This window comes from Thioclava electrotropha (genome assembly GCF_002085925.2).
GTDB classification, from domain to species: domain Bacteria; phylum Pseudomonadota; class Alphaproteobacteria; order Rhodobacterales; family Rhodobacteraceae; genus Thioclava; species Thioclava electrotropha.
The window spans coordinates 3140885-3158329 of the sequence record NZ_CP053562.1 but is presented as its reverse complement, the minus strand read 5'-3'; the positions used below and the strand labels follow the sequence as shown (position 1 = coordinate 3158329).

Genomic DNA, 17445 nt, shown 5'->3' with positions numbered 1-17445 from the left:
TTGAAATAGGAGCCTCCCATGCAATCGCGTTGGAATGACGACGACGCCCAATCATTCGCCGAGGCCGCTGAAGCGGCAGGCCAACCCGCCGCACTGGGGCTGCGCGTCTATAGTTCGCGTCTGATTGGACAGAACCCTGAACTGGTGCTGCACGGCGGTGGCAATACATCGGTGAAGATCCCCGATGCGCCAGGCGGCGCGATCATTCATGTGAAAGGGTCGGGTTGGGACCTCGGCGATATCGAAGCGCCCGGCCTGCCGGCGATGCGACTGGAGCCTCTGCTGGAGACGCGATCCATCCCGCATATGTCGGACGAGGAGATGGTGGCGTTCCTGCGCAGCCAACTGCTTGACCCGACTGCGCCGAACCCCTCTGTGGAGGCGCTGCTGCACGCCTATATGCCGCAGGCATTCGTCGATCATTGCCACGCAACGGCGATCCTCGCGCTGGCCGATCAGGAAAGTATGGAGACGGTGGTGCGGGATCTCTATGACGGCCGGGTCGGCTTCGTGCCCTACGTCATGCCCGGTTACTCGCTGAGCCATGCGTGCAAGGACGCGCTTGCTCGCGATCCGCATGTGGAAGGCCTCTGGCTTGAGAAGCACGGGCTGTTCACTTTCGCCGAGACCGCGCGCGAGAGCTATGAGCTGACGATCGAATTCGTGAACACCGCCGAAGCGTATCTCGCGTCGCAGGGGGTTGCTGTGGAGGGGCCGCAGTCCAATGACGCGCTGATCCCCGATGATCTGGCCTCCGCTCTGACCCGGGCCCTCGCCGCGCAGGGGGCGCTTGGCGCCGAGCCCGTGGTGGATTTCCGCTCGACACCCGCGATCCGGCGCTATCTGGGGCGCGATGGTCTCACGGAACTGGCAATGCGCGGCACTGCCACCCCGGACCACGTAATCCGGATCAAACCCTTCCCGTTGATTGTCGAGGCCGGGGACGATGTCGCCGCGATCGAGCGCAAGCTCGCGGACTATGCCCATAGCTATCAGGCCTATTTCGAGCGCAATGCGCCCCATGCTTCTGAGCCGAAGACCATGCTTGATCCTGCGCCGCGCGCGGTGCTTGTGCAGGGGGTGGGGCTATTTGCTGTCGCTGCGAACGAGAAGGCGGCGCGCATCGCCGGCGACTTGCTGGAGCAGACGGCGCGTATAGTGAACGCAGCGGAAGAGTTCGGGCGCTTTGCTCCGATCTCCGAGCGCGAGCTATTCGACATGGAATACTGGTCGCTCGAACAGGCGAAGCTGAAGAAGTGAGGGGAGGCGTGAGCAGTTCAATAAGCGGCTCTACCGGGCAATTTGGCACACTTCGCTTGAGCGTGTGGCGAGCGGCGCTCAATATCTACGAGGCTACTTGGCCAGCTTCCATGAAGCTTCGCTGACACCGACCTCCGCCAGATCTAAAGCTCCTGCCCGCTGGCCGTTCTTCTCCTTGCAAGATTTCTCGAGCCTTCAGCGAGCCCCCGGGACAACGACTACCTTGGTACCCCACTCCGCGCAGCGTTTGGTCAGCGCATCGGAGAGCGGCGCGTCGATGAAGATCGTGTCGATCTCTTCGAGCGAGGCGAGCCGCACCGGGGCGGAGCGCGTTAGTTTCGAACTGTCCGCGACCAAGAAGACCTTGCGCGCTTGGCGGATGATGGTCCGGCTGACCCGGACCTCTGCCAGATCGTAGTCAAGTAGGTCTCCCTCGTCATCGAGTGCCGAGACACCGATCACCGCGAAATCCACTTTGAACTGGCTCATGAAATCGGCGGTGAGATCGCCGACGAGACCGCCATCCGAGCGACGCAAAATGCCGCCCGCCACCATGATTTCGCAACTTTCGTTTGCCAGCAAAGTATTGGCGACATTGCTGTTATTGGTGACCACGGTGATGTTCGAATGGTGGCAGAGTTCACGCGCCACAGCCTCGGTCGTGGTGCCGAGATTAAGGATTATCGAGCTGTTATCGGGGATTTCCATCGCGCAGGCGCGTCCTATGGACGCTTTCGCATCCGCTCCCATCCGGCGTCGCTCTTCGTAATCGAAGTTAACGACGCCTTTCCGGATCACGGCGCCGCCATGCACACGGTCGAGATGACCTGCATCGGACAGCTCCGACAGATCACGACGGATGGTTTGAAGCGAAACTTTGAAATGCTTCGCCAGCGTTTCGACCACGACACGCCCATCGCTGCGCGCAATTTCGAGGATCTCGTTCTGTCGAAAATTTAGCGCCATGCGGCCTCCTTGGAAGTCCCCTGCCACAGCTTCACGCCCGTGTCACGCCCGTGTCGCCCGGGCGCTTCGCGCGATTTGCGGGATCGCGCTATTACCCGCGAAAATCCAGAAAAGCGCCACAAAACGATCAAAAACGAAAAAAACTTTTGACAGAAAGTAACGAATCGCTCACGTTTGTAGGTGCAGCGAAGGAGGATCGTCTGTGCCAGCTTTCGAAAATAACGACCGGGTGACCGATCTCTTCGTGATCGGCGGCGGCATCAACGGGTGCGGTATTGCCCGGGACGCTGCGGGGCGCGGACTATCGGTGACGCTTGCCGAAATGGGCGATCTCGCGCAGGCGACCTCGTCTTCGTCGACCAAATTGTTTCATGGTGGCTTGCGCTATCTCGAGTTTTTCGAATTCAGGCTGGTGCGCGAAGCGTTGCGCGAACGCGAAGTACTCCTGAACGCCATGCCCCATATCAGCTGGTCGATGCGTTTCGTGCTGCCCTATAGCGCCGACATGCGTTTCGAGAGCGACACGCCCACGTCGCGTCTGCTCTCGCGGATCATGCCCTGGATGAAAGGGCGCCGTCCGGCCTGGCTCATTCGGCTGGGCCTTTTTCTTTACGACCATCTTGGCGGACGCAATCTACTTCCCGGAACAGAAACTCTCGACCTCTCCGATGACGAGGCGGGTCGACCGCTGCAAGAGCGGTTCCGTCTTGCCTACGAGTATTCAGATTGCTGGGTTCAGGATGCGCGTCTGGTCGTCCTGAACGCCCGGGATGCCGAGGCGCGCGGCGCCACGATCCTGACCCGTACGAAGGTCGTCGCAGCCGAACGGCGCGACGAGGTTTGGCATGTCACCACCGAAGGCCGGGAAGGGCGTCGCGAACACAACGCCCGCGCGCTGGTGAATGCCGGGGGGCCCTGGGTCGAGAACGTGATCACCAACACGGTGCGGATCAACACGCGGGAGTCGATCCGCTTGGTCCGTGGAAGCCACATCGTCACGCGCAAGCTCTACGACCATGACCGCTGCTATTTCTTCCAGGGCGAGGATGGCCGGATTTGTTTCGCGATCCCCTACGAGCAGGATTTCACGCTTATCGGTACCACGGATCAGGATCATCAGGGGCCGCCGGGCGAAGCCGTCTGCACCGACGCCGAGAAAGATTATCTCTGCGCCTTCGTGTCGAATTATTTCAAGACGCCGGTAACCCGGGACGACATCGTCTGGACCTATTCAGGCGTGCGGCCGCTCTATAATGACGGGGCGTCTTCGGCGACGGCGGCGACGCGCGACTACGTGCTTTCGCTGGACGATCAGGCGGGGCTACCGCTGCTCAATGTGTTCGGCGGAAAGATCACGACCTATCGCCGCTTGGCCGAAGGCGCGATGGCAAAGCTCGCACCCTATTTCCAAGATATGCGCAGCGAATGGACTGCGCGCGCATCCTTGCCGGGCGGAGAGTTCGCGCCGACCGAGACCGATCGAATTCTTGGCGAGCTCATGCGCGAGTACCCGTTCCTGGATTCGGCATGGGCGGAGCGGATGCTGCGCCATTATGGGCTCGATGCGCGCGAAATTCTGGGTAATGCAAAGTCGGCGGAGGATCTCGGACAGGATTTTGGCGCGACGCTCCGTGCCTCCGAGGTCAATTGGCTGATGAAGAAGGAATGGGCGCAGACGGCTGAAGATATCGTCTGGCGCCGAACCAAGCTCGGGCTCCGTCTGAGCGCATCCGAGATCGAAAAATTGGCCGAATACATGAAGACACGTCTCGCGGATCCGCAGGCGCGGGTAGCGGAATGAGGGGGCAGGCATGACACTGGAGTTGAAAGGCGTCGAGCGAGTAGTCGATGGGCGGATTCACATTCATCCGACTGACCTCGTCTTGCAGAAAGGCACGATGAACGTGCTTCTCGGGCCGACGCTGGCGGGTAAGACGTCGCTGATGCGGCTTATGGCGGGGCTGGACGAGCCGAGCGCAGGCCGGGTCTTCTGGGAAGGCGAGGACGTCACCGGCGCGCGGGTGCAGGACCGCAAGGTGGCGATGGTCTATCAGCAGTTCATCAACTATCCGGCGATGAGCGTCTACGACAACATCGCCTCGCCGCTGCGGTTACAGAAGTGCGAGGCCTCCGAGATCGACCGGCGCGTGCGCGAGACCGCCGAGATGATGAAGCTGACGCCGATGCTCGAGCGCAAACCGCTGGAGCTGTCGGGCGGCCAGCAGCAACGCTGCGCGCTGGCGCGGGCGCTCGTAAAAGGCGCGGGGCTCGTGCTGCTCGACGAACCGCTGGCCAATCTCGACTACAAGCTCCGCGAGGAGTTGCGTGTCGAAATTCCGAAAATCTTTGAAGCTTCCGGCGCGATCTTCGTCTACGCCACGACCGAGCCGGAAGAGGCACTGCTGCTCGGTGGCAATACCGCGACGCTCTGGGAGGGGCGGATCACGCAGTTCGGCCCGACCGCCGAGGTCTACCGCCAGCCGCGCGACCAGATTACGGCGCGGGTCTTCTCGGATCCGCCGATGAATTTCGTCGACGTCGCGCGCGACGGTCACCGTCTCGTTTTCGGCGGAGAGGCGCGCTGGCCGGCCGACGGCGGTTTCGCGCAGCTCGAGGCAGGGCGCTACATCGCCGGCTTCCGGCCCAATCACGTCCACCTGGCGCGCGAGGGAGGCGATGGTAACGCGCTCGAATTCCGCTGCCAGCTGACCGGCACCGAGGTGACGGGATCGGAGACTTATCTGCATCTGCGTCACGGCGACCAGTCCTGGGTCGCCTTGATCCCTGGCGTCTATGACCTCGGCACGGGCGACGAAGTGGTGATCGCGGTAGATACCGATCGGATTTACCTGTTCTCCGAGGACGGATCTCTGGCGGTTCCGGCCGCATATGCGCAGGCGGCTTGAGGGGGAAGACAATGGCACAAATCACTTTGAACAATCTCGCGCATAGTTATCTGCCCGATCCGAGTTCGGAGGATGACTGGGCGCTCAAACCCTTCGATCATATCTGGGACGACGGCGGCGCCTATGCGCTTCTGGGATCCTCGGGCTGCGGAAAATCGACACTTCTCAACATCATCTCGGGACTGCTGCAACCTTCGCAGGGTCGGATCCTTTTCGACGGAAAGGACGTCACCCACGCAGCGACGGCGGAGCGAAATATCGCGCAGGTGTTCCAGTTTCCCGTCGTGTACGACACGATGACAGTGCGCGACAATCTTGCCTTCCCGCTGAAAAATCGCGGCATGAGAGCCGATTACATCAAGGCGCGGGTCGACCAGATTGCCGCGATGATCGGGATGGAGGATGTGCTTTCGCGTAAGGCACGCGGCCTGACTGCGGACGCCAAGCAGAAGATCAGCCTCGGGCGCGGCATGGTGCGTGAGGACGTCAATGCTATCCTCTTTGACGAGCCGCTGACCGTTATCGACCCGCATATGAAGTTCGAACTGCGCACGCAGCTGAAAGCGCTGCATCGCGAGTTCGGGCACACGATGATCTACGTCACCCATGACCAGACAGAGGCGCTGACCTTCGCCGATAAGGTGGTGGTGATGTCCGAAGGCCGGGTCGTGCAGATGGGAACGCCGAAAGAACTGTTCGAACGGCCCGCGCATACATTCGTGGGCTACTTCATTGGCTCTCCAGGGATGAATTTCCTCGAGGCCAAGGTATCGGGGTCGCGGGCCGTCATTGACGGCTACGAGATCCCGCTGGGCGCGGCCTATTCGAATGGGCCATTGGAAGGTCGCGTCCAGCTTGGCATCCGTCCGGAATTCTGTGCGCTCTCCGATGTAGGCGATGGCCTGCCTGTTCAGATCGAGCGCGTCGAAGATGTCGGGCGCCACCGGATCGTCCGGGCCCGGGCTGGCGGGACAGAGCTGAACATCTCCGTGCCGGAGGGCGCGCCTGTGCCCGCAGATTCGAACCGGCTGATCCTCGCACCTGAACAGATCAACATTTACGCCGACAATTGGCGCGTCGCACCGATCGGGGAGGCAAGCTGATGGAAAAGACACAGAATAACCGCGCTTGGTGGCTGGTTCTGCCAGTCCTGTTGCTGGTCGCCTTCTCGGCGGTGATCCCACTGATGACAGTGGTGAATTATTCGGTTCAGGACACGTTCGGAAACAACGTCTTCTTCTGGGCCGGGCTCGAATGGTTCGATGAGATGCTGCATTCGGATCGCATGTGGAACGCGCTCGGGCGGCAGACGATGTTCTCGGCGATCATCCTCGCGATCGAGGTGCCGCTCGGGGTTTTCGTTGCGCTCAACATGCCCAAGCGTGGCGCCTGGGCCTCGTTCTGTCTGGTGACGATGGCACTGCCTCTGCTGATCCCGTTCAACGTGGTCGGTACGATCTGGCAAATCTTCGGGCGCGTGGATATCGGTCTTCTGGGCTATTCGCTCGACGCGCTGGGGATCGACTACAACTACACCGCCAATGTCCGCGATGCCTGGATCACCATCGTCGTGATGGATGTCTGGCACTGGACTTCGCTGGTCGCGCTTCTGGCCTATGCGGGGCTGCAATCCATTCCCGACGCCTATTACCAGGCAGCCAAGATCGATCAGGCGAGCCGCTGGAAAATCTTCCGCTATATCGAGCTTCCGAAGATGCAGGGCGTGCTGACCATCGCGATTTTGCTGCGCTTCATGGATAGTTTTAAGATCTACACCGAACCCTTCGTCGTCACCGGCGGCGGACCTGGCAACTCCACCACCTTCCTGTCGATCGATCTTGTGAAGATGGCGCTGGGGCAGTTCGACCTCGGTCCCGCTGCGGCCTACTCGCTGATGTATTTCCTCGTGATCCTGCTGGTGAGCTGGGCCTTCTACACGGTGATGACCAATATCGAGAAGTCGGAGGGCAAGTGATGCGACTGAAATCACAACCGATCGTCATGGCGCTTTACCTGCTGTTCCTGATGATCCCAATCTACTGGCTTCTGAACATGAGCCTGAAGACCAACGAGGAGATCCTGTCGAGCTTTTCGCTCTGGCCGCACGATCTGACTTTCGAAAACTACGTCAAGATCTTCACCGATCCGAGCTGGTACATGGGCTACGTCAATTCGCTCATCTACGTGGTCCAGAACACGGTGATTTCGATCACCGTCGCGCTGCCTGCTGCCTACGCGTTCTCGCGCTACAACTTCATGGGCGACAAACACCTGTTCTTCTGGTTGCTGACGAACCGGATGGCGCCGCCCGCGGTTTTCGCCCTGCCGTTCTTTCAGCTCTATTCTTCGATCGGGCTATTCGACACGCATATCGCCGTCGCGCTCGCACATACGCTTTTCAACGTGCCGCTCGCAGTCTGGATCCTTGAAGGGTTCATGCGCGGGGTTCCCAAGGAGATCGATGAAACCGCCTATATCGACGGCTATTCCTTCGGCCGCTTCTTCATCAAGATCTTCATGCCGCTTATCGCATCCGGCATCGGGGTCGCGGCCTTCTTCTGCTTCATGTTCTCCTGGGTCGAGCTTCTGCTGTCGCGCACGCTGACCTCGGTCGATGCCAAGCCGATCGGGGCGACTATGACCCGGACCGTCTCCGCTTCAGGGGTGGATTGGGGGCTGCTCGCAGCTGCTGGGGTTCTCACCATCATTCCCGGGGCGCTCGTGATCTATTTCGTGCGCAACTACATCGCCAAGGGCTTTGCCCTGGGCCGCGTCTGAGGAGGTAGCACTATGAGCTGGATGGCATGGACATGGCCGACTGCATTGTTCTTCGTAGTGATCGCGCTGTTGCTGGTGATCTTCACGGTGATCGGCATCAAGCGCCCGGAGACGCCCCGTATCGGCATTCTTCGTATTGAGACCACCCGGGGCGATCGGCTGTTCATCAGCCTGCTCGGGGCGGCGTTCATCAATTTGATCTGGCTGGGCACGGCGGGAGTGCCGGTCTGGGGCGGGCTGATCCTCGGCCTGGTCTGGGCAGTGGCCGTGTTCCGCTGGGTTTAATGGGAATTTAACCACGCAACTACTCAGGGAGGAGAAACTATGAGACTGCGTTTAACCACCGCGATGGCTATCGCATTGATAGCTGCATCGCCAGCTTTCGCCGACATGGAGGCCGGCAAACAGTTCCTTGATCAGGAAATCGGCGACATGACGACGCTGTCGCGAGCCGATGCTGAGAAAGAACTCCAATGGTTCGTCGATGCCGCGAAGCCTTACCAGGGCATGGAGATCCATGTGGTCTCGGAATCGCTCACGACCCATGCTTATGAGTCCAAGACGCTTGCGCCATGGTTCGAGAAGATCACCGGTATCAAGGTGATCCATGACGTGATCCAGGAAGGGGATGTGGTCGAAAAGATCCAGACCCAGATGCAGACGGGCGAGAACATCTACGATGCATATGTCAACGACTCTGATTTCATCGGGACGCATTGGCGCTACGGTCAGGTCCGCAATCTGACAGATTGGATGAAGGGTGATGGCAAAGCCGTCACCGATCCCTACTTCGATTTGAACGATTTCATCGGGCTCAGCTTCACCACCGCGCCGGACGGCAAGCTCTATCAGCTTCCCGATCAGCAATTCGCGAACCTCTACTGGTTCCGCTATGATTGGTTCAATGATCCGAAGACCAAAGCCGACTTCAAAAAGGAATTCGGCTATGATCTTGGCGTGCCGGTGAACTGGTCCGCCTATGAAGACATCGCCAAGTTTTTCACCGGGCGCGACATGTCCTATATCGGCGGTCCGAAGAAGGTCTATGGCAACATGGACTATGGCAAAAAGGATCCGTCGCTTGGCTGGCGCTTCACCGATGCCTGGCTGTCGATGGCGGGCGAAGGCGACAAGGGTCTGCCGAACGGCAAGCCGGTCGACGAATGGGGTATCCGGGTCAACGACAAGGATCAGCCGGTTGGCTCCTGCGTCGATCGCGGTGGTGCGACCAACGGGCCTGCAGCGGTCTATGCGGTGCAGAAGTATATCGATTGGCTGAAGAACTATGCTCCGCCGTCTGCCGAAGGCATGACCTTCTCCGAGGCTGGACCGGTTCCGGCGCAGGGCGAGGTTGCCCAGCAGGCATTCTGGTATACCGCCTTCACCGCCGACATGGTGAAGAAGGGGCTGCCCGTGGTGAACGATGACGGCACGCCGAAATGGCGTATGGCGCCGTCGCCGCATGGCGCTTACTGGGAGAAGGGCATGAAGCTCGGCTACCAGGACGTGGGCTCCTGGACCCTGATGAAATCGACCCCGCTCAAGCGTGCGCAAGCCGCGTGGCTCTATGCCCAGTTCGTAACCTCGAAGCTGGTCGACGTGAAGAAAAGCCAAGTGGGTCTGACCTTCATTCGTGAAAGCACGATTCAGGACAAGAGCTTCACCAAGCGCGCGCCCGATCTGGGTGGCCTGATCGAATTCTACCGTTCGCCCGCGCGCGTTCAGTGGACTCCGACGGGGACCAACGTGCCGGACTACCCAAAGCTGGCTCAGCTGTGGTGGCAGAATATCGGGGATGCGTCGTCGGGTGCGAAAACCGTGCAGGAAGCCATGGATTCGCTCTGCCAAGCCCAGGAAAAGGTGCTTGAACGTCTTGAGCGTGCGGGTGTCCAGGGCGACAAGGGACCGAAGATGGCCGATAAGCACGATCTCGAATGGTGGCATAAGTATTCGGTCGACAATGGCTCGCAATCGCCCAAGCTGAAGCTGGACAACGAGCGCGAAAAGCCGGTTACGGTCGACTACGATGAGCTTGTGAAAAGCTGGAATGAATAACTGAAAACAAGGCGAGGCGGTGCCGCGGCATCGCCTCGTTCTCTTTTTCGCCATGCTCTGGGTGCACAGGGCATCGCCGGAAAGAGAACGGTGAGCATTATGGCGACCTATATTCTGGCAATCGACCAAGGCACCACGTCGTCGCGCGCGATCGTCTTTGACGATGCGCTGCGCCCGGTGGCGAGCGCGCAGCAGGAATTCACGCAGCACTTCCCGCATTCCGGCTGGGTCGAGCATGATGCCGAGGAAATCTGGGACAGCGTGCTGGCGACCGTGCGCGGTGCGATCGAGAAGGCCGGGATTTCGGCCTCCGACATTTCCGGCATCGGCATCACCAACCAGCGCGAGACGACGCTGGTCTGGGACCGCGAGAGCGGAAAGCCGATTCATAACGCCATCGTCTGGCAGGACCGCCGCACCGCCGAATTTTGCCGCGAGCTGCGCGAGGACGGCTTCGAAGGGACCGTGACCGCGCGTACCGGGCTGATTGTGGACCCGTATTTCTCGGCCACGAAACTGCGCTGGCTTCTGGAGAACGTCGACGGCGCGCGCGAGGCCGCCGAGGCGGGCAAGCTCGCCTTCGGCACGATCGACAGCTGGCTGATCTGGAAACTGACCGGCGGCACATCGCATGTCACCGACGCCACCAATGCCGCGCGCACGATGCTCTACGATATCGCCAAGGGCCGCTGGTCGACGACCATCGCGGCCAAGCTCGGCGTGCCGGTGGAGATGCTGCCCGAGGTCATGGATTGCGCCGCCGAGTTTGGCGTGACGCAACCCGACCTCTTCGGTGCGGACATCCCGATCCTCGGCGTCGCGGGCGACCAGCAGGCGGCGACCGTGGGGCAGGCCTGCTTCAAGCCGGGCATGCTGAAATCGACCTATGGGACCGGGTGCTTTGCGCTGCTCAATACCGGCGATCAAATGGTGCGCTCGGAGAACCGGCTGCTGACCACCATAGCCTATCAGCTTGACGGCGAGGTCACTTACGCGCTCGAAGGCTCGATCTTCGTCGCCGGGGCGGTGGTGCAATGGCTGCGCGACGGGCTGAAGATCATCGAAGCCGCGGATCAGACCCAGGCGCTGGCCGAGCAGTCCGACCCCGAGCAGGACGTGATCATTGTGCCCGCCTTCACCGGCCTCGGCGCGCCCTATTGGAACCCCGATTGCCGTGGCGCGGTCTTCGGCCTGACCCGCAGCTCCGGCCCGGCCGAGTTCGCCCGCGCGGCGCTGGAATCGGTTGGTTTCCAGACCCGCGACCTCTTGGAGGCGATGCAGGCCGACTGGTCCGATGACGCGCGCCCGACCCTGCGCGTCGATGGCGGCATGACGGCCTCGGACTGGGCGATGCAGTTCCTGTCGGACATCCTCGGGGCGCCTGTCGACCGGCCCGAAGTGCTGGAGACGACAGCCCTCGGCGCGGCATGGCTCGCGGGCTACAAGGCGGGGATTTATCCCGAGCCGGAAGAGTTCGCGAAGGGCTGGGCGCTCGATCGCAACTTCGCCCCCGAGATGGACGAGGCCACACGCGAAGCGCGCTACGCCGCGTGGAAGAAGGCAGTCGAGGCCACCATCGCGGCGGTGGGGCCAGTCTGATGGAATTTTCGTTGCGCTTTCCGGGCCGTATTCTTTTCGGGCGCGACGAGCGGCATGCGAGCGCCGATCTGATCGCGCGCTATGGGGCGCGTGTAGCGCTCGTGCGCGGACGCTCGGTCGATTGGGCCGACACGCTGGAAGATGCTCTGCGCGAAGCGGGCCGAACGGTCGAGGTGATAATCAGTCGCGGAGAGCCGAGCTATCCCGATCTACGTGATGCGCTCGAGCGGCTGCGCGAGATGCGCCCCGATTGCGTCGTGGCGGTCGGGGGCGGTGCGGTGCTCGATCTGGGCAAGGCCTTGGCGGCTCTGATCCCTGCCGCGAGCGATCCGATCGTGCATTTTGAACTGGTCGGGGAGGGGCGCCCGCTGAACGCGCCGCCGCTGCCGTTCATTGCGATCCCTACCACTGCCGGCACCGGGGCGGAGGCCACCCGCAATGCGGTGATCCAGTTCCCCGAACACCGCCGGAAGGTCAGCCTGCGCGACGACCGGATGATGGCCTCGCTCGCGATCGTCGATCCGGCGCTGACCGATCGCTGCCCGCGCGCTGTTACGCTGGCCTCGGGGCTGGACGCGCTGACGCAGGTGATTGAGCCCTATCTCTGCAGCCGCGCGAATATACTGACCGACGCGCTGTGTCGTGATGCGATCCCGCGGGCGATCCATGCGCTTGTCCAGCTGATGGCGGAGGAGAGCACGAATGCACGAGACGAAATGGCGCGGGCGAGCCTGTTCGGCGGTATGGCGTTGGGCAATGCAGGCCTTGGCGCGGTGCATGGTTTCGCGGGCGTGATTGGGGGGCAAAGCGGGGCGGCGCATGGCGCGATCTGCGGACGGCTCCTGCCAGGGGTACTACAGGCGAACCGTGCCGCCGTGGCGAGCGATGCCGCGATGGTTGCGCGCTTTGACGAGGTTGCAGACTGGCTGGGCGAGGGGCTGGCCGTTGCGTGGACCGACGCTTTCACGGCGCTGGAACGGCAGATCGACGAATGGGGGCTGCCCCGGCTTGGCGCGATGGGCGTCGACTCCGATGAGATCGAGGAGATTGCGCGGCTGTCGAAGTCCAGCTCCTCCATGGCCGCGAACCCTGTGACACTGGGCGAAGATGTTCTGTGCGACATTCTGCGCGCCGCGTTCTGAGCGACCTCAGGTGCGTATGACAAATCCCCGTGCGATGTGATTGCGCACGAACCAGATCATCGCGACGCCCGGGATCAGCGAGACCACCGTCATCGCCATTACCAGACCGATATCCGTTTGAAAGCCGAACAGCGCGCTGATCGCCATGGTGATCGGTTTGCCGGCGGTGACCGTCAGAATGCGCGCGAAGACCACCTCCACCCAGGAGAAGATGAAGCAGAAGAAGACGGTCACGCCGATCCCGGGCGCGATCACCGGGATCAGCTTGCCGAGGAAAAAATGTCGGAAAGAATGGCCGTCGAGGAAGCAGGTTTCGTCGAATTCGCGCGGCACGGCTGCGATGAAGCTTTCGAGGATCCAGATCGCGATCGGCAGGTTGAACACGCAATGCACCAGCGCGATCCCGACCGGGCTGTTCACCAGCCCGACATGGGCGAAGAGAATGAAGATCGGGAGCGATAGCACGACGGGTGGCGTCAGCCTGAAGGCGATCAGCGCGAAGAGGATGTGGCGATCGCCGGTAAAGCGGAAGCGCGCAATCGCATAGGCGGCGGGCAGTCCGGCCGCGAGGCAGAGCGTCACGTTGAGCAGAACATAGACAAGCGAGTTCCAGATCGCATCGCGCAGGTCGGGGCGTGCGAAGACGGTGGCATAGTTGATCAGCGTCGCCTGTCCCTCGCGATATCCCTCGCGCGGCAGCGTCAGCGTGAAGCTCAACAGCACCGTTTGAACGAACGGCAGCAGGATGAAGAGGGCCAGAGCTGCGAAGGCGAGGCCGAGCGCAATTGATGGGCGCATTCGCGTCATCTTCATCGGGTCGCCTCCGGCGAGGTGCTACGTCCGGCCCGAATGCGGATGAATGCCCAGGCGACGCTTAGCACGATCAGGAAATCGAGCATCGCACGCGCGGCGGCGCGGCCATAGGTGAAGCTGCGAATGTCTTCTCCCAGTTCGAGCGAGATGAAAGTCGTCGCACCCTGCGGTCCGCCTGCGTTAATCGTGAAAGCCTCCGTGTAGATCATAAAGCTGTCGACGAAACGTAACAGCAATACGATCGATAGCGCCCCGGCGATCCGCGGCAATTCGATATGGCGGAATACCGCGAGCCGGGATGCTCCGTCGATCGCCGCTGCCTGTCGATAGGAGGCCGGGATCGCCGACAGCGACGCGTAGGAGAGGATCACGACGAGGCCCAACCAGTGCCACGTATCCGCCGCGACGATGAGGATCCAAGTATGCAGCGCGGTGAACTTATAGTCGAAGCCAATACCCGCTGTGGCGATCGCCTTGCCGAGAAGCCCGATCTGCGGATCGATCAGAGTGAGCCACATACCCGCGATCATGTTCCACGGAACAACGAGGGGCAGGGCGAGCATCATCAGCACCGGCACCGCCCAGCGACCGATCCGCAGCATCAAGAGAGCGATCCAGATCCCCAGCGGCACCTGAATCGACAACACGATGGCCGAAAACAATGCGCTTCGCCCGAGGCTCGCCCAAAAGCTCGGATCGCGGATGATCTCGAGATACCATTGCGGCCCGACCCAAAGTGCCGTGTCGAGGGTGAAGATGTCGTGAAATGAGTAGTTGAAAACGGCGACCAGAGGCAGAACTGCGACGAAGCCCATTATGAGAAGCGCAGGTATCATCAGTAGCCACGCGCGGTTCGAATGTGGCTTGATCATCGCAGTGCCCTCCCTGAAGCAACCACCCTGTCGAGGAAATCGAACGGGGTGATCGATGAAATGTCAAGGATAGTAATGATTTAGACAGAGAGGCGCGGGATTGGCTGTCGTTTCGCGAAGATACAGAAGATGAAGAGAAGCAGGTTTTTGCAAAGAGCAGATCATTGGCATCCTGAAGGAGCATCACGCCGGGCTGGGCGGGAAAGAGCTGTGCCGCAAACCCGGCACCAGCGACGCGACCTTCTACAAGTGGCGATCGAGATTGGGCTGCATGGAGGTGCCGCCGCGCGCCAAGCTTTCGGGCCTTCCAGAACCTGTAGCGAAGCGCAGTTTGGAAATCTGCTCGAGACTGTCATCAGTTAACCATCGCGTTTGACCTGCCCCCCACGGGATCCCTCAACGTAGTGTAGAGTCTGCGCCAACTTGATCCGCACCCCAGAGCTCTACCGCCCTTAGGCAGAGTTTCCCGGCTTTGCTCAGGGTGACGGGCTGGTGACGCCCCCCGATTTCGTCAGCGTGATCGGGGCCTTGTTCCCGATCGCGCCGTGTGGCCGTTCCTCATTGTAGTATCTACGCCAAGCCTCCAACTTTTCGGCCGCATCCGCAAGGGTGAGGAACCAATGCTGGTTCAAGCACTCGGTCCGGAACCGGCCGTTGAACGCTTCGATGAATGCATTGTCGGTCGGCTTGCCAGGGCGCGAGAAGTCGAGGGTCACGCCACGCTGATAGGCCCAAAGGTCCATGTCGCGAGACACGAACTCGGTGCCCTGATCGACTCGGATAGTCTTCGGATAGCCTGTCTGTCGGCACACCCGGTCCAGCGTTGCGACCACATCCTCGCCGCGGTAGCTGAACCGGACATCGAGCACTGGCACGTAGCGTGAGAAGGTGTCGATGACTGTCAGAACCCTGAGCTTCTTGCCGGTCGCAAGCTGATCGTGAACAAAGTCCATTGCCCAGACGTCGTTCGGGCCGACCGCCTCGGCGCGGTCGTCACGCAGCTTGGCCTTCACACGGCGCTTCGGCGTCTTGTTCCTGAGTTGCAATCCCAACTCCCTGTAAATCCGATAGACTTTCTTGATGTTGATGTTCCAGCCCTCACGTTCGAGCAGGACGTGAACGCGCCGGTAGCCATACCGCACCCGCGTTTCACAGATCTCCCGGATCCGCTTGGCGACAGCAGCCTGATCGGCGCGGCGAGACTTGTAGTGAAACGTCGAACGGTCAAACCCCATAGCCCCACAGGCCTTTCGGATCGAGACCGCCCAATCGCTACACATCCCGCGAACCAGTTCGCGCTTGCGATCAGGCTTCAGAGCTTTCGGCGGATGACGTCTTGCAACATCTCCCGATCCAGCGTCAGGTCCGCGACGATCTTCTTCAACCTGGCGTTCTCATCCTCGAGCTGCTTCAGTCGTCGCATCTCGTCAGGCAGAAGGCCCGCGTATTTCTTCTTCCAACTGAAGTAGGTCGCCTGGCTGATCCCAGCCTTCCGACAGATCTCCGCGACCGGCGTGCCTTCCTCGCCTTGCTTCAAAATGAACGCCTTCTGCGCGTCCGAAAATTTGCTCGCCTTCATGCGATTCCACTCCTCTTCCAGCCAAGGAAGCGTAGCGGAAAACTCCAGCTTCAAACGGTCCAGTTTCCGGGGATCAGATCAAACTCTGAAGGAGCAGACGAATGCGAAAAAGCCGTTTCACCGAGGCGCAGATTATCGGGATGATCAAGGAGCAGGAGGCAGGCATGGCGACAGCTGATGTGTGCCGCAGGCATGGCCTCAGCCCGGCGACCTTTTACAAGTTCAAGGCCAAGTATGGTGGCATGGAGCTCTCCGAGGCGGCCAGGCTGAAGGCGCTCGAAGACGAAAACGCCAAGCTCAAACGTCTGTTGGCCGACACCATGCTCGACAACGTGGTTCTGAAGGATCTGCTGGGAAAGAATTGACGACATTGACCAGGCGGCGAGAGGCGGCGCTCAGGGCGATGCGGGATCATGACATCTCGCAGCGTCGAGCCTGCCAGCTTATCGGTGTCGACCCCAAGACGGTCCGGCGCACACGCCCGCCGGACTGCCCCGAGATCCGCGAGGAGATGAAGGAGATCGCCGGGAAGCGGCGCCGGTTTGGCTATCGCCGGATCGGTATCCTGCTTGAGCGCAAGGGCATGACCATGAACCACAAGAAGCTGTATCGGCTCTATCGCGAGGAAGGGCTATCGGTGAAGCGACGGCGTGGACGCAAGCGCGCTCGCGGGTCACGCACGCCGATGCCGGCGGCGGCGCATCCCAATGCGCGCTGGTCGCTCGACTTCCTGGCGGACAGCTTCGGCGCCTCGCGCAAGTTCCGTATTTTGGCCGTGATCGACGATTGTTGCAGAGAGAACCTGTGCCTGGTCGCCGATACCAGCATATCGGGCACGCGTGTTGCCCGTGAACTCGATGCGCTGCTGCGGATCTACGGAAAGCCTGCTTGCATTGTCAGCGACAACGGGACGGAGTTCAACAGCCGGGCCATCCTGAGATGGGCCGACCAGAACGCCATTCCCTGGCACTACATCGACCCCGGCAAGCCGCAGCAGAACGCGTTCATCGAGTCCTTCAACGGCAGCCTGCGCGACGAATTATTAAACGAGGAGATCTTCGACACACTGGACGATGCCCGGCGCAAGTTGGCGCTCTGGCGCTACGACTACAACGCCGTCAGACCGCACTCGTCTCTGGGAAACCAGACGCCGCTCGAAGCGCGCCGGACGCTTGAGCAATTTGAGGGCTCCGCGCCCGGCGCGCTTGCCCACAGCAACCGAGCCGACTACCAATCTCAAACCTGCAGACTCTCGTTATGAACGAGGGACCCAAGGGGGCAGGTCAGCCGTGGCTATACTATCTGGCCTCCGATCAACGACATCTCGCGAAACTGAGCGTGTGGTTGGCGTGCTGGCAAGAGCACAGGAGCGTAGTCAGGCTCGGGCTAAGACAAGAACCAGAGGCGATGGTCTTCTTGAACCATAAATACGTTGCCAGCATTTCGTCATGATTGCGCCTTAAATTTACCGACCC

General features: G+C 61.0%; 15 protein-coding genes and 1 pseudogene. 12 read left to right on the top strand and 4 right to left on the bottom strand.

Annotation, left to right across the window (positions count from 1 at the left end; genetic code table 11):
* The first annotated feature begins 18 nt into the window (after positions 1-18).
* Positions 19-1260 carry a class II aldolase/adducin family protein gene (locus AKL02_RS15040; RefSeq protein WP_083079948.1) on the top strand — a complete coding sequence of 414 codons (1242 nt, stop codon included), beginning with the start codon at positions 19-21 and terminating at the stop codon, positions 1258-1260.
* Positions 1261-1455: 195 nt separating this feature from the next.
* On the opposite strand, the gene AKL02_RS15035 is transcribed toward AKL02_RS15040, so the two are convergent.
* Positions 1456-2226, bottom strand: coding sequence for a DeoR/GlpR family DNA-binding transcription regulator (locus AKL02_RS15035; RefSeq protein WP_083079946.1), 771 nt, complete (start codon positions 2224-2226; stop codon positions 1456-1458).
* 202 nt (positions 2227-2428) lie between these two features.
* On the opposite strand from AKL02_RS15035, the gene glpD reads away from it, so the two are divergent.
* The 9 genes from glpD (at position 2429) to AKL02_RS14990 (ending at position 12706) form a co-directional block, all read left to right on the top strand.
* Complete coding sequence (gene glpD, locus AKL02_RS15030) at positions 2429-4027, top strand: glycerol-3-phosphate dehydrogenase (RefSeq protein ID WP_083079943.1); 1599 nt, start codon at positions 2429-2431, stop codon at positions 4025-4027.
* Between the two features lie 10 nt (positions 4028-4037).
* Complete coding sequence (locus AKL02_RS15025; protein ID WP_083079940.1) at positions 4038-5132, top strand: ABC transporter ATP-binding protein; 1095 nt, start codon at positions 4038-4040, stop codon at positions 5130-5132.
* A gap of 11 nt (positions 5133-5143) precedes the next feature.
* Complete coding sequence (locus AKL02_RS15020) at positions 5144-6235, top strand: ABC transporter ATP-binding protein (protein ID WP_083079937.1); 1092 nt, start codon at positions 5144-5146, stop codon at positions 6233-6235.
* Positions 6235-7107 (top strand): carbohydrate ABC transporter permease, encoded by an 873-nt coding sequence (locus tag AKL02_RS15015; protein WP_083079934.1) that lies wholly within the window; start codon positions 6235-6237, stop codon positions 7105-7107. Before AKL02_RS15020 ends, AKL02_RS15015 begins: the two co-directional genes overlap by 1 nt.
* Positions 7107-7910 carry a carbohydrate ABC transporter permease gene (locus AKL02_RS15010; RefSeq protein ID WP_083079932.1) on the top strand — a complete coding sequence of 268 codons (804 nt, stop codon included), beginning with the start codon at positions 7107-7109 and terminating at the stop codon, positions 7908-7910. Before AKL02_RS15015 ends, AKL02_RS15010 begins: the two co-directional genes overlap by 1 nt.
* A 12-nt stretch (positions 7911-7922) precedes the next feature.
* Positions 7923-8195 (top strand): DUF2160 domain-containing protein, encoded by a 273-nt coding sequence (locus tag AKL02_RS15005; RefSeq protein ID WP_083079929.1) that lies wholly within the window; start codon positions 7923-7925, stop codon positions 8193-8195.
* Positions 8196-8234: 39 nt separating this feature from the next.
* Positions 8235-9965: an ABC transporter substrate-binding protein gene (locus AKL02_RS15000; RefSeq protein WP_083079926.1), complete on the top strand. Its 1731-nt coding sequence runs from the start codon at positions 8235-8237 to the stop codon at positions 9963-9965.
* A gap of 99 nt (positions 9966-10064) precedes the next feature.
* Positions 10065-11564 (top strand): glycerol kinase GlpK, encoded by a 1500-nt coding sequence (gene glpK / locus AKL02_RS14995; protein WP_083079923.1) that lies wholly within the window; start codon positions 10065-10067, stop codon positions 11562-11564.
* Complete coding sequence (locus AKL02_RS14990; protein WP_408648142.1) at positions 11561-12706, top strand: iron-containing alcohol dehydrogenase; 1146 nt, start codon at positions 11561-11563, stop codon at positions 12704-12706. The genes glpK and AKL02_RS14990 overlap by 4 nt, the downstream gene beginning before the upstream one ends.
* A 6-nt stretch (positions 12707-12712) precedes the next feature.
* On the opposite strand, the gene AKL02_RS14985 is transcribed toward AKL02_RS14990, so the two are convergent.
* Positions 12713-13519 (bottom strand): carbohydrate ABC transporter permease, encoded by an 807-nt coding sequence (locus tag AKL02_RS14985; RefSeq protein ID WP_232621635.1) that lies wholly within the window; start codon positions 13517-13519, stop codon positions 12713-12715.
* Positions 13516-14391, bottom strand: a complete 876-nt coding sequence (locus tag AKL02_RS14980) for a carbohydrate ABC transporter permease (protein WP_232621634.1) — start codon at positions 14389-14391, stop codon at positions 13516-13518. The genes AKL02_RS14985 and AKL02_RS14980 overlap by 4 nt, the downstream gene beginning before the upstream one ends.
* 129 nt (positions 14392-14520) lie before the next feature.
* On the opposite strand from AKL02_RS14980, the pseudogene AKL02_RS14975 reads away from it, so the two are divergent.
* Positions 14521-14675: pseudogene (locus AKL02_RS14975) on the top strand (transposase); the annotation flags it as partial.
* A 192-nt stretch (positions 14676-14867) separates the two neighbouring features.
* Here the strand turns inward: AKL02_RS14975 and AKL02_RS14970 are convergent.
* Positions 14868-15970, bottom strand: a protein-coding gene (locus tag AKL02_RS14970) for an IS3 family transposase (protein ID WP_108722454.1) whose coding sequence is annotated in 2 segments (ribosomal slippage) — positions 14868-15709 and positions 15709-15970 — 1104 coding nt in all. Because the reading frame shifts where the segments join, the coding sequence is not laid out codon by codon here.
* Positions 15971-16071: 101 nt separating this feature from the next.
* Here AKL02_RS14970 and AKL02_RS14965 point away from each other — a divergent pair.
* A protein-coding gene (locus AKL02_RS14965) for an IS3 family transposase (RefSeq protein WP_108722452.1) occupies positions 16072-17231 on the top strand; the annotation gives its coding sequence in 2 pieces (ribosomal slippage) (positions 16072-16321 and positions 16321-17231; 1161 coding nt in all).
* The last annotated feature ends 214 nt before the right edge of the window (positions 17232-17445 follow it).